This is a genomic window from Streptomyces mayonensis, assembly GCF_018982965.1.
Lineage (GTDB): Bacteria > Actinomycetota > Actinomycetes > Streptomycetales > Streptomycetaceae > Streptomyces > Streptomyces mayonensis.
The window spans coordinates 35,205-47,524 of the sequence record NZ_JACBYP010000062.1; the positions used below are offsets into that span (position 1 = coordinate 35,205).

Consider the following 12,320-nt stretch of genomic DNA (forward strand, 5'->3'; position numbering starts at 1 on the left):
AACATTACGCCTGATGACCCGAACTGAAACGGGGTTCGACGGCACGGTTTGGATCATTTTCCGATGAAGCCGCAACCACCGCACCCCCCGCAGGAGCTGCCAGGACCCGCCCCGTACACGCCAGCACGAGCAACGACACACAACCCGCCGCCCCCGGCACCGCGAAGCCCCACAAGGCCCCACCACGCTCCACCACGGGCCCCGCAAGACCCGTACCCACCGACGCACCCACCGTGAACGTCGTCACCAGCCACGAGAACGCCTCCGTCACCGTCCCCCGCGGCGCATGCACATCCACCAGAACGAACGCACACGCGATGCACGGCGCCAGGAACACCCCCGCGAGCACCGCCAGCAACACCATCGCCACCGCACCCGGCATCAGCATCAACGGCAGATAACACACCGCCAACGCCGCCACCAGCACCCGCAGCCGCCGCGCCGGCTCACCCGCCCACCGCCGCGCCCCGTACCCCACACCCCCGACCAGCGCACCCAGCCCCAGAGCCGCCATCAGCCACCCGTACACCGCATCACCACCGTGCTCGTCCGCGTACGGCACCGACGCCACCGTGATCGACCCCAGCGCCATCCCCACGAACAGGAACGCCCCCAGCAGCACCAGCAGCCCGCCCGAACGCAACGCACCCAGCCAGTGCGCCTCACGCGGCGCCGACCGCCACGCACGCGACGGCGGCGACACGACCACCGACAGCGCACCCAGCACCCCCAGACCGTTCAGCACCAGCAGCGCCGCCTGCGGCGACCACAGCGACACGCACACCGTCACCAGCAGCGGCCCGACCGTGAACATCACCTCCTGCGCCACGGCGTCCATCGCGTACGCCGTGTGCACCTGGTCCTCCTTGCGCAGCACACTCGGCCACAGCGCCCGCAGCCCGCCCTCCAACGGCGGCGTGAACAACCCGGCCACCCCCACCGCCACGTACGCGAACACGACCGAACCCGTACCCGCGAACGCGAAAGCGGCCATCGCCAGCGCCGACACCACCGCCGCCGGCAACTGCACCCGCGGCTGCCCGAACAGGTCCACGAGCCGCCCCAGCACCGGCTGCCCCACCGCGTTCGCCACCCCGTACACCGCCGCCAGCGCACCCGCGAGACTGTACGAACCACCCTCCGCCCGCACGAACAGCACGATCGCGATCGGCGCCGTCGCGTTGGGCAACCGCCCCACGAGCGTGCCCGCCAGCAACCGCACGGCATGCCTCGCCCGGAGGATGTCCAGATACCCGGAAACCACGCGGCGCCCCCTCGTCCTCACTCCAACAGGAGTCATCAAGTGTTACGTATAACTACCTCGGTCATACGTACCATGTCGCAAGTCCACGAGTCCAGACGAAAGCGCAGGCGAACGGTGGCACGAGGCAGCACACGCCCCACCAGCAGGGACGTCGCCCAGGCAGCCGGCGTCTCCCAGGCCGCCGTCTCCCTCGTACTCGGTGACAAATGGCGAGGCCGCGTCTCCGAACCCACCGCCCAACGCGTCCGCGACGCCGCCGACCAACTCGGCTACCGCCCCAACCTCGCCGCCCGCAACCTCCGCCTCGGCCACACCCGCACCGTCCTCCTCGTCGTCCCCGCCCTCACCACCGAATTCTTCGCCGAGGTCTACACCGGAGCCGCCCGCGTCGCCGCCCAACACGGCTTCGGCGTCGTCCTCTACCCCTCCCCCGAAGGCATCGGACCCGCCCGCGACCCCTTCGCCTCCGCACAAACCGCACTCGACGGCATCATCGCCTCCTCCATGGCCGCCGACGCCCTCACCGCCCTCCGCGGCGACCAACTCCCCCTCGTCATGCTCGACAGCGACCCCGACGGCAGCCACAGCGCCACCACCGTCAACCTCGACATCGCCGACGGCATCCACCAGATCACCGACCACCTCCTCTCCCTCGGCCACCGCCGCTTCCTCCACCTCGCAGCCGACGTCCCCTCCTGGACCTTCGCCGTACGCGCCCGCGAACTGGCGACACGACTGACCGCCACCCCCGGCACCGACCTCCGCACCATCAGCGCCCCCATCTCCATCGACGCCGCCCGCACCGCCACAGAAGCCGCCCTCACCGCCCCCGGCCCCAAACCCACCGCACTCGTCTGCGACGACGACAAACTCGCCGCCGGCGCCTACAAAGCCGCCCGCCGCGCAGGCCTGCGCATCCCCGACGACCTCTCCGTCACCGGCCTCGACGACCTCGGCCTCGCCACCGCCATCGACCCCGAACTCACCACCGTCCGCCTCGACGCCGAAGCCTTCGGCGAACGCGGCATGCGCGCACTGCTCGCCGTACTGGAAGGGCAGGCCCCCGAAGAAGGAGACCTGCCCGTCAACCTGATCGTACGAGGATCGACAGCACCGCCACGATGAACGGCACCAAAGCCCCCGGCCGCCCTACTCCTCGTCCGTCTCGGACTCCCCCGCCTCGGCCTCTGCCGCCGACGACTCACCCGCGCTCGCACCCGCCTCCAGCAACCGCGACAACTGACCGCCCACGATCCGCTTGAACTTCCGCTGCTGCGGACGCGTCCGGTCCAGCACCGCGACCTCCAGCCGCTCCGCCGGAATCTCCCGCTCCCCACCATTCGTGTCCCGCGACAACGCCTGCACCGCCAGCCGCAGCGCCTCCGCCAACGTCATGTCGTCACGATGCCGCTGATCCAGATACCCGCTGATCTGCTCCGCGTTGCCCCCGACCGCAACCGAGCCGTGCTCGTCCACGATCGACCCGTCATGCGGCAATCGGTAGATCTGATCCTGCTCCGAACTCTCACCGACCTCCGCGACGACCAACTCCACCTCGTACGGCTTCTCGGCCTGACTCGAGAAAATCGTGCCCAACGTCTGCGCATACACGTTCGCCAGACCACGAGCCGTCACATCATCACGGTCATAGGTGTAACCCCGCAGATCGGCATACCGCACACCACCGATCCGCAGATTCTCGTACTCGTTGTACTTACCGGCGGCCGCAAAACCGATCCGGTCATAGATCTCACTGAACTTGTGCAGCGCACGGGACGGATTCTCACCGACGAACACGATGCCGTCGGCGAACTGCAGCACCACCAGGCTGCGACCACGCGCGATACCCTTCCGGGCGTACTCCGCCCGGTCGGCCATCGCCTGCTGAGGAGAAACATAGAACGGCGTCGACACCGGTTACCCGTCCCTTTCTGTCGAAGTCACTGGACCACCTGACAACACGAAGACCGCACCCGCCTACAGCAGCGCGGCCCGAGGACCGTCCGGCTGCTCCAGCCGCCGCTCCAGCACCGAACGCGCCAGCGCCGAGCACTCGTCCTCACCCAGCCGGCGGAAACCGTCCTCAGTGATCACAGTGATGATCGGATAGATCCGGCGCGCGACATCCGGACCACCCGTCGCCGAGTCGTCGTCAGCCGCGTCGTACAACGCCTGCACCACCAGCGTCGTCGCCTGCTCCTCGGTCAGCTCGTCGTGGAAGAGCTTCTTCATCGCACCCCGCGCGAAGATCGACCCCGACCCCGTCGTCGCGAAGTTCAACTCCTCCGACCGACCACCCGTCACGTCGTACGAGAAGATCCGACCCCTGCCCCGGTCCACGTCATAACCCGCGAACAACGGCACCACGGCCAACCCCTGCATCGCCATGCCCAGGTTCGACCGGATCATCGTCGACAACCGGTTCGCCTTGCCCTCCAGGGACAGCTGCGCACCCTCGACCTTCTCGAAGTGCTCCAGCTCCAGCTGGAACAGCTTCACCATCTCCACGGCCAGACCCGCCGTACCGGCGATACCCACCGCCGAGTACTCGTCGGCCGGGAAGACCTTCTCGACGTCCCGCTGCGCGATCATGTTCCCCATCGTCGCCCGCCGGTCACCCGCGAGGACGACACCACCGGGGAACGTGACCGCCACGATCGTGGTGCCGTGCGGCGCCTCGACGGCACCCTGCACCGGAGGCAGCTGCCGGTTGCCCGGCAGGATCTCCGGCTGGTGCTCACCGAGGAAGTCCATGAACGAAGACGACCCGGGCGTCAGGAAGGCAGCCGGTAGACGCCCGGTGCTACGAGTGTTGGCTTCCACGCGTTTCCTTCCAGGTAAGCGGCAGCCCGCCTTATGGCATCGGGCCGATCCTTCAACTGCCCCAGCGCAGCGTTGCAGCTGAAGCACAGTACGCCACGGACCCTACCCGTCTCATGACAGTGATCCACATGTGCGGCAGGAGCCGCAAGACAGATGCAGCAGACACCGCCCTGACTTGCGATCAGGGCATCACGCTCCGTCTCGGTGATGCCGTACTGACGCTTCAGGTGGCCTGCACGCCCCTCAATAGCTCGGCAAGCCTTGCAACGGGTCGACAGGCCGTCGGAGGCGGTCGCGTTGCGATGCCACTCGCTGTGAGGCTTGACTTCGCCGCAGCTCCGGCAGAGCTTGTGGCCCACGGGGACGTCAACTGTCTCCCGGACAGTCCGCCCCATGGCCTCCCGGCGGCGCCGGTAGTGGGCGGCGCTGTACTCTGCCACGCACTCCCGACACCGCACTTGAAGGCCGTCACGACGGTTCTTGTCCCGGGCGAACTCAGCCACGGACAAAGCTCGCTTGCAGCCCGTGCACCGCTTATCGCCCGGCTGTCCCGCCATCACACCCCCCTGACTTCACTTCGAAGGAGAAAAGGCCAAAGCGCCTTTATTCCCCGCCTTTTTGCACGAAGCTACGCACGAAATCCTCTGCGTTTTCCTCGAGTACGTCGTCGATCTCGTCCAATACGGAGTCCACGTCGTCGTTCAGTTTTTCCTGGCGTTCCTTGAGGTCTTCCGAGGTCTGCGCGTCCTGCGCCTGCTCCTCGACCTCCTCGGTGGAACGTGTGGCCTTCTGCTGTCCGCCACCGGTGTCCTTGGTCGCCATAACCCTCACCCCGCTCGGTTCGCCCGACACAGTTGCTCGGTCAAGATCAGACCCTACAAGGCGGGTCCGACATCGGCCCCGCACTCTCCTCAACGTACGGGGACCATCTCCATGATTCCCGGACCCGGGATTTTCCACCCTGTCCGGCGGTTTTCCGCCCTGTTCCCGCTCGGCCCGCTCACCCGCCGGACAGCACCTTGACCAGGTCGTCGGCGGTGCGGCAGCGGTCCAGGAGTTCCTTGACGTGATTACGCGTTCCGCGAAGCGGTTCCAGGGTTGGGACGCGCTGGAGCGAGTCCCGGCCCGGCAGGTCGAAGATCACCGAGTCCCAGGAGGCCGCGGCGACGTCGTCGGCGTACTGCTCCAGGCAGCGCCCCCGGAAGTAGGCGCGGGTGTCCTCGGGCGGCTTGGTGCGGGCCCTCTCGACCTCGTTCTCGTCGAGGAGCCGCTTGATGCGGCCGCGGTCCACCAGGCGGTTGTAGAGGCCCTTGGTGGGGCGTACGTCGGCGTACTGGAGGTCGACGAGATGGAGCCGGGCGGCGTCCCAGTCGACGTTGTCGCGGCGGCGGTAGCCCTCCATGAGTTCGCGTTTGGCGACCCAGTCGAGTTCGCCGGCGAGGCTCATGGGGTCGTTCTCGAGCCGGTTGAGGGTGTCCTCCCAGCGGCCGAGGACGTCCTTGGTCTGGTCGTCGGCGTCGGCTCCGTAGCGTTCCTCGACGTATTTGCGGGCCAGCTCGTAGTACTCCATCTGGAGTTGTACGGCGGTGAGTGTGCGGCCGCTGCGGAGGGTGACGAGTTGCTTGAGGCTCGGGTCGTGGGAGACCTGGTGGAGGGTGCGTACGGGCTGGTCGACGGCGAGGTCGACGGCGATGAAGCCGTCTTCGATCATGGAGAGGACCAGGGCCGTGGTGCCCAGTTTGAGGTAGGTGGAGATCTCCGAGAGGTTGGCGTCGCCGATGATGACGTGGAGGCGGCGCCATTTTTCCGCGTCGGCGTGGGGTTCGTCGCGGGTGTTGATGATGGGCCGTTTGAGTGTCGTCTCGAGGCCGACCTCGACTTCGAAGTAGTCGGCGCGCTGGCTGAGCTGGAAGCCGTGTTCGTGGCCGTCCTGGCCGATGCCGACGCGGCCTGCGCCGGTGAAGACCTGGCGGGAGACGAAGAAGGGGGTGAGGTGGCGCACGATGTCGGAGAAGGCGGTTTCGCGCTTCATCAGGTAGTTCTCGTGCGTGCCGTAGGAGGCGCCCTTGTTGTCGGTGTTGTTCTTGTAGAGGTGGATGGGCTGGGCGCCGGGGAGCTGGGCGGCTCGTTCGGCGGCTTCGGCCATGATGCGTTCGCCGGCTTTGTCCCAGAGGACGGCGTCGCGGGGGTTGGTGACTTCGGGGGCGCTGTATTCGGGGTGTGCGTGGTCGACGTAGAGGCGTGCTCCGTTGGTGAGGATGACGTTGGCGAGGCCGATGTCCTCGTCGGTGAGCTGGCTGGAGTCGGCGGCCTCGCGGGCGAGGTCGAAGCCTCGCGCGTCGCGGAGGGGGTTCTCCTCTTCGAAGTCCCAGCGGGCGCGTCGGGCCCGGTGCATCGCCGCGGCGTAGGCGTTGACGATCTGGGACGAGGTGAGCATGGCATTGGCGTTGGGGTGGCCGGGGACGGAGATGCCGTACTCCGTCTCGATGCCCATTACTCGCCGTACGGTCATGCGGCCCTCCTTGCCCGGCAGTGCCCGTGGTGGGCGCTGCTCAAGTACCGCTGGCGCTGCGTTGCGTGTGCGGTGCCCGTCCCCGCACTGCGTGACCCGGCGGTAGGGAAGAGCCTAGAACGCCTTTGCGCTGGTGGGGAGATCATTTGCGGCATTGCCTTGCTCCAGTCGGGCTCCGGAAAGCAGTCGGCTGCGGGTACCCACTGTGGGGACCCGCAGCCGCCCCGGCCTTTTACAGGTACTGACCGGTGTTTGCCACCGTGTCGATGGAGCGTCCGGTGTCCGCGCCCTGTTTTCCGGTGACGAGGGTGCGGATGTAGACGATCCGTTCGCCCTTCTTTCCGGAGATGCGGGCCCAGTCGTCGGGGTTGGTGGTGTTGGGGAGGTCTTCGTTCTCCTTGAACTCGTCCACGCAGGCTTGGAGGAGGTGGGAGACGCGGAGGCCCTTCTGGTCCTTCTCGAGGTAGTCCTTGATCGCCATTTTCTTGGCGCGGCCGACGATGTTCTCGATCATGGCGCCGGAGTTGAAGTCCTTGAAGTAGAGGACTTCCTTGTCGCCGTTGGCGTAGGTGACCTCGAGGAAGCGGTTTTCCTCGGATTCGGCATACATCTGTTCGACCGCGGTCTGGATCATGCTCTGGACGGTGGCGGTCTTGTCCTTCTCGTGCTCGGCGAGGTCGTCGGCGTGGAGCGGAAGGCGCTGGGTGAGGTATTTGCCGAAGATGTCCTTGGCCGCTTCGGCGTCCGGACGTTCGATCTTGATCTTCACGTCGAGGCGGCCGGGGCGCAGGATGGCGGGGTCGATCATGTCCTCGCGGTTGGAGGCGCCGATGACGACCACGTTCTGCAGGCCTTCCACGCCGTCGATCTCGGCGAGCAGCTGGGGGACGATGGTGTTTTCCACGTCCGAGCTGACGCCGGAGCCGCGGGTGCGGAAGAGGGATTCCATCTCGTCGAAGAAGACGATGACGGGGGTGCCCTCGCTGGCCTTTTCGCGGGCTCGCTGGAAGACGAGGCGGATCTGCCGCTCGGTTTCGCCGACGTATTTGTTGAGGAGTTCGGGGCCCTTGATGTTGAGGAAGAAGCTCTTGCCTGCGGCCTGGCCGGTCACTTCGGCGACCTTTTTGGCCAGTGAGTTGGCGACGGCCTTGGCGATGAGTGTCTTGCCGCATCCGGGGGGTCCGTAGAGCAGGACTCCCTTGGGCGGGCGGAGCTCGTGTTCCCGGAAGAGGTCGGGGTAGAGGTAGGGGAGCTCGACCGCGTCGCGGATGGCTTCGATCTGTCCGCCGAGGCCGCCGATCTGCTCGTAGCCGATGTCGGGGACTTCTTCGAGGACGAGTTCTTCGACCTCGCTCTTGGGTACGACTTCGTAGACGTAGCCGGAGCGGGGTTCGAGCAGGAGGGCGTCGCCGGGGCGGATGGTGAGTCCGCGCAGGGGTTCGGCGAGCCGTACGACCCTTTCCTCGTCGGTGTGGCCGAGTACCAGGGCGCGCTCGCCGTCCTCGAGGATTTCCTTGAGGGTGACGATGTCGCCGACGCTCTCGTACTCCATGGCCTCGACCACGTTGAGTGCTTCGTTGAGCATCACTTCCTGGCCGCGTCGGAGTTCGTCGAGCTCGACGCTGGGGCTGACGTTCACCCTGAGTTTGCGGCCGCCGGTGAAGATGTCGGCGGTGCCGTCGTCGTTGGCCTGCAGGAAGACTCCGAAGCCGGCGGGCGGCTGGGCCAGCCGGTCGACTTCCTCCTTGAGGGCCACGATCTGGTCGCGGGCCTCGCGGAGTGTGCCGGCGAGTCGTTCGTTCTGGGCGGAGACGCCGGCCAGGTTGGTCTGCAGTTCGACGATCCGCTCTTCGAGAATTCTCGTGTGTCGCGGAGATTCGGCGAGCTTGCGCCGCAGGACGGCGATCTCCTGCTCAAGGTAGGCCACCTGCCCGGCCGGGTCCTCGGACCCGCGTCCCGGGCGGATGCCGCGGTTCATGTCGTCGTCGTGGGCTGCCACGGTCCTCACCTCCTCCAAGGGGAGCTGGACGCTTCCAGACCCTACCTGGGTGGGTGTCGATTGAAACCCCTAGATCACAAAGACGGTCGGGGTGTGTCCGATCTTCACCCTTGCGCTCTCCCTCACGCCAGGGGAATACCCATCGGACGGGAGGGAAACCCCGGCGGGGGTAGGGTCGAAGTGTTCAACACCCGTCGGAGCTGGCCGGATTCCCGGGCGGCTCGGCGCCGGAGACGGTAGGAGAGATGAGCGTGCAGCAGGAGGCCGGAGTCGGCGGTGAGGCTCTGGAGGTCTGGATCGACCAGGACCTGTGTACGGGTGACGGCATCTGTGCGCAGTACGCGCCGGAGGTGTTCGAGCTGGACATCGACGGTCTGGCGTACGTCAAGGGCGCGGACGACGAGTTGTTGCAGGCGGCGGGGGCGACGGCGCCGGTGCCGTTGCCGCTTCTCACGGATGTGGTGGACTCGGCCAGGGAGTGTCCGGGCGAGTGCATTCATGTGCGTCGTGTTTCGGACAGGGCAGAGGTGTACGGCCCGGACGCAGAGTGACCAAATTGCAACGTGACGTGTACGTTGTGTGACTGGTGTCTGGTGTGTCACACCCGTTGGTCGGGGGTGGCGGCGGTCAGACGGTCCGCGCCTGTGAGGGTGTGTCCTTGATGAACGTGCCGTCCTTCCACTGCCACTTCGCATGCTCGGTGACGTCGGGGCAGCAGTTGGGCACGTCCGCCGACGAGTAGCCGAGGAGGGTGGCGCGGACGGCGCCGTCGCGGACGGTGAGCCCGGTGACCGAGTGGCGGTCCTTGGGGTCGACGAGGGTGGCGACGACGCGGGGTTCGCCGCTGTCGGTGTCGCGGGTGAGGACGTACACGCCGGTGGGCGGTGTTCCCATGCCCGCGTCGCAGCGTACGGCGGCCACGGTTTCTGGGCGGCCGTCGCCGTCGAGGTCGCCGGAGGCCTTCTTCTGTACGAGTGCGTCGACCGGGCCGCATTCCAGGGGGTAGGCGGCGGCCGACGGGTCGGGCGGGGCGCTGTGGGCGGGCGCGTTCTTCGATCCGCCGGTGGCGGGCTGTGCGGCGGTCGCGGCGTCGGGCTGCAGTACGGAGGTCAGGGCGACGACTCCGGCGACGGCCGTGGCGGTGGCGACCCAGTGGATCGGGCGGGTGTGGGTGTGGGACAGGTCCGGAACGGCGGTGTGCTGCACGAGGAGTGTCTCCTGTGAGGGCTGTGCCGGTGGGGGTGGTGGCAGGGGGTGCCCAGCATGGTGCCACACGTCACAGTGCGGGGGAACGGCGGGGTCGGTACTCGGCGGATTGCCGGGCCGGTCGTCCCGATGTTCGTCCGTCTGCCCGGTCCGTCTCCCCGGTCCGTCTCCCCGGTCCGTCGTCGGCGGGCGGCGGACGGTGGGGGTCCGACGGTGGGATTCGACGTCGGGGTACTGACGGTGGGTGGCGGCAACACGGCGTCTGTGCGTTGGCCGCGGGCGGGGGTGGTGTCAGCGGCCGGCGCCTGCTCCGGCGTTGGGGCCGTCGTAGTCCTCGCCGTAGGCGCCCTTGGCGGGGCGGCGGCGGCGCATGGGCGGCTCGACGCCGTCGGCGAGGCGGCGGGCGGTGAGGAGGAAGCCGGTGTGGCCGATCATCCGGTGGTCCGGGCGTACGGCGAGGCCCTCGACGTGCCAGTTGCGGATCATGGTCTCCCAGGAGGTCGGCTCGTTGAAGCAGCCGATCTCGCGGATGGACTCGACGGTCCGGGCGAGCTGGGTGGTGGTGGCCACGTAACAGCAGAGGATGCCGCCGGGGACGAGGGCCTTGGAGACGGCGTCCAGGCACTCCCAGGGGGCGAGCATGTCGAGGATGACGCGGTCGACCTCGGTGTCGGACAGGTTGTCCTGGAGGTCGCCGACGGTGAGCTGCCAGGCGGGGTGGGGGGCGCCGAAGTAGCGTTCCACGTTCTGCCGGGCGATGTCGGCGAAGTCCGCGCGGCGCTCGTAGGAGTGGAGCATGCCCTGGTCGCCGATGGCGCGCAGCAGGAAGCTGCTGAGGGAGCCGGAGCCGACGCCGGCCTCGACCACGCGGGCGCCGGGGAAGATGTCGGCGAAGGCGAGGATCTGTCCCGCGTCCTTCGGGTAGACGACGGCTGCCCCGCGGGGCATGGACAGGACGTAGTCGGGGAGCAGGGGGCGCAGCGCGAGGTAGGCGACGTTCCCGGTGGTGCGGACAACGCTGCCCTCGGGAGCGCCGATCAGTTCGTCGTGGGGGAAGGAACCCTTGTGGGTGTGGAAGTTCTTCCCGGCCTCGAGTGTGAACGTGTAGTGGCGGCCCTTGGGGTCGGTCAGCTGAACCTGGTCCCCGACCTTGAAGGGCCCGCGCCTGCGGGCGGCACCGGTCGGTTCGGACATGTGACCAGCCTACCGGTCCCGGGCGGGGCCGCCGACCACGCAGGTGGCCGCTGGGGTGCTCAGGAGGGGCGGGCCATGGCCTTCACGAAGGCGCGCTCGACGTCGGCGGCGGACAGGACGCCGTAGATCTCGCCGGTCTCCTCGACGACGAGGTATTCGGTGGCGGGGTTGGCGCGCAGGGCGTCGAGGAGTTCCTCGCCGGTGAGTTCGGCGGAGACGCGCATGCCGTCGGTGAGGTCCTGGGCGAGGGTGCTGACGGGGACCCACGGGCGGCGGTGTTCGGGTACGCCGACGATGGCGGCCTCGCGGACCAGGGAGACGGGCCTGCCCTCGGTGTCGACGACGACGAGGGCGCGGGCGCCGGAGGCGTTGGCGCGGCGCAATGCCTCGGAGAGGGGGGTGTCGGCGGGGACGGGTACGGCGCGTCGGGTGAGGGCGCGGGCGCGGAGTTCGGGGAGGTGTTCGCGCAGGCGGGCCATGCGGAGGCTGTTTCCGGCGCCGGTCCAGATGATGGCGGCGAGGATGGCGGCGAGCAGGGCGTCCATGACGGTGTCCATGCCGACGTCGTCCGCGGCGTCGGACCCGAGTGACTGGGTGAGCAGCGGCAGGCCGATCAGTACGGCGATGGCGAGGGCGCGGCCGACCCAGGCGGCGGCGACGGTTCCGCTCATGGGTCTGCCGGTGATCTTCCAGACGACGGCGCGGAGCATGCGGCCGCCGTCGAGGGGGAGGCCGGGGAGCAGGTTGAAGACGGCCACGATGAGGTTGGAGACCATCAGGCCGGCCAGGAGCACGCCGGGGACGCTGTCGGGTTCGACGGGGAGCAGGGCGGCGTAGAAGACGCCGGCGAGGACGAGGGAGAGCAGGGGGCCGACGAAGGCGAGGACGAATTCGCGGCCGGGGGTCTCGGCCTCCTTCTCGATCTCGGAGACGCCGCCGAAGAACTGGAGCTGGATGCGGCGGACGGGGAGTTTGAAGCGGAGGGCGGCGACGGTGTGGGCGAGTTCGTGGACGAGGACGGAGGCGTAGAAGGCGACGGCGAAGAAGAGGGAGACCAGGTAGCGGGCGGCGCCCAGTTCGGGCAGTACGCGGTCGAGCTGGCCGCCGAAGACCCAGGTGATGAGGGCGGCGACCAGGAACCAGCTGGGGGCGACGTAGACGGGTACGCCGAAGGGCCTGCCCATGAGCAGTCCGCCGCCGGGTTCCGGCCGGCGTTGCGGTGGCCGTCCGGGGCCGCCTTCGCCGCCGGTGTGGGCCTCGGTGCGGTGGCGTGGGCCGGCGGCGTGGTGGGCGGGGCGCCGGTGTTCCGCGGGGGCGTCGGC

The 12,320-nt window shown here is 68.4% G+C and carries 12 protein-coding genes; 2 read left to right on the top strand and 10 right to left on the bottom strand.

From position 1 onward, the window contains the following. Positions 1-4: 4 nt before the first annotated feature. Positions 5-1,264, bottom strand: coding sequence for an MFS transporter (locus tag HZS56_RS22435; RefSeq protein WP_216722561.1), 1,260 nt, complete (start codon positions 1,262-1,264; stop codon positions 5-7). A gap of 114 nt (positions 1,265-1,378) precedes the next feature. On the opposite strand from HZS56_RS22435, the gene HZS56_RS22440 reads away from it, so the two are divergent. Beyond that, positions 1,379-2,389: a LacI family DNA-binding transcriptional regulator gene (locus tag HZS56_RS22440; RefSeq protein WP_216722562.1), complete on the top strand. Its 1,011-nt coding sequence runs from the start codon at positions 1,379-1,381 to the stop codon at positions 2,387-2,389. A gap of 24 nt (positions 2,390-2,413) precedes the next feature. Here the strand turns inward: HZS56_RS22440 and prcA are convergent, their stop codons facing one another. From prcA to arc, 6 genes are all read right to left on the bottom strand, one after another. Further along, positions 2,414-3,178 (bottom strand): proteasome subunit alpha, encoded by a 765-nt coding sequence (gene prcA / locus HZS56_RS22445; protein WP_216722563.1) that lies wholly within the window; start codon positions 3,176-3,178, stop codon positions 2,414-2,416. Positions 3,179-3,241: 63 nt separating this feature from the next. After that, positions 3,242-4,087 carry a proteasome subunit beta gene (gene prcB, locus HZS56_RS22450; RefSeq protein WP_216722564.1) on the bottom strand — a complete coding sequence of 282 codons (846 nt, stop codon included), beginning with the start codon at positions 4,085-4,087 and terminating at the stop codon, positions 3,242-3,244. Then, positions 4,039-4,644 carry an endonuclease VII domain-containing protein gene (locus HZS56_RS22455; protein ID WP_216722565.1) on the bottom strand — a complete coding sequence of 202 codons (606 nt, stop codon included), beginning with the start codon at positions 4,642-4,644 and terminating at the stop codon, positions 4,039-4,041. Before HZS56_RS22455 ends, prcB begins: the two co-directional genes overlap by 49 nt. A gap of 46 nt (positions 4,645-4,690) precedes the next feature. After that, the gene (locus HZS56_RS22460) at positions 4,691-4,909 is read right to left on the bottom strand and encodes a ubiquitin-like protein Pup (protein ID WP_216722566.1); all 219 of its coding nucleotides are present in this window, start codon (positions 4,907-4,909) and stop codon (positions 4,691-4,693) included. Between the two features lie 178 nt (positions 4,910-5,087). Continuing rightward, the gene (gene dop / locus HZS56_RS22465) at positions 5,088-6,599 is read right to left on the bottom strand and encodes a depupylase/deamidase Dop (protein WP_374201195.1); all 1,512 of its coding nucleotides are present in this window, start codon (positions 6,597-6,599) and stop codon (positions 5,088-5,090) included. A 232-nt stretch (positions 6,600-6,831) separates the two neighbouring features. Beyond that, the gene (arc, locus tag HZS56_RS22470) at positions 6,832-8,598 is read right to left on the bottom strand and encodes a proteasome ATPase (RefSeq protein ID WP_216722567.1); all 1,767 of its coding nucleotides are present in this window, start codon (positions 8,596-8,598) and stop codon (positions 6,832-6,834) included. A gap of 245 nt (positions 8,599-8,843) precedes the next feature. Between arc and HZS56_RS22475 the strand changes: the two genes are divergently transcribed. Beyond that, complete coding sequence (locus tag HZS56_RS22475; protein ID WP_216722568.1) at positions 8,844-9,149, top strand: ferredoxin; 306 nt, start codon at positions 8,844-8,846, stop codon at positions 9,147-9,149. 76 nt (positions 9,150-9,225) lie between these two features. On the opposite strand, the gene HZS56_RS22480 is transcribed toward HZS56_RS22475, so the two are convergent. The 3 genes from HZS56_RS22480 to HZS56_RS22490 all read right to left on the bottom strand — a co-directional run. Then, positions 9,226-9,804 carry a hypothetical protein gene (locus tag HZS56_RS22480; protein ID WP_216722569.1) on the bottom strand — a complete coding sequence of 193 codons (579 nt, stop codon included), beginning with the start codon at positions 9,802-9,804 and terminating at the stop codon, positions 9,226-9,228. Positions 9,805-10,095: 291 nt separating this feature from the next. Next, the gene (locus HZS56_RS22485; protein WP_216722570.1) at positions 10,096-10,998 is read right to left on the bottom strand and encodes a tRNA (adenine-N1)-methyltransferase; all 903 of its coding nucleotides are present in this window, start codon (positions 10,996-10,998) and stop codon (positions 10,096-10,098) included. 59 nt (positions 10,999-11,057) lie between these two features. Then, positions 11,058-12,320: site-2 protease family protein (locus HZS56_RS22490; protein ID WP_253914674.1), on the bottom strand; the 1,263-nt coding region annotated here is incomplete at its 5' end.

Coding starts and splice junctions, on each gene's coding strand:
- HZS56_RS22455 (WP_216722565.1), bottom strand. CDS start 4,644: ATGGCGGGACAGCCGGGCGATAAGCGGTGCACGGGCTGCAAGCGAGCT.
- HZS56_RS22460 (WP_216722566.1), bottom strand. CDS start 4,909: ATGGCGACCAAGGACACCGGTGGCGGACAGCAGAAGGCCACACGTTCC.
- dop (WP_374201195.1), bottom strand. CDS start 6,599: ATGACCGTACGGCGAGTAATGGGCATCGAGACGGAGTACGGCATCTCC.
- HZS56_RS22475 (WP_216722568.1), top strand. CDS start 8,844: ATGAGCGTGCAGCAGGAGGCCGGAGTCGGCGGTGAGGCTCTGGAGGTC.
- HZS56_RS22485 (WP_216722570.1), bottom strand. CDS start 10,998: ATGTCCGAACCGACCGGTGCCGCCCGCAGGCGCGGGCCCTTCAAGGTC.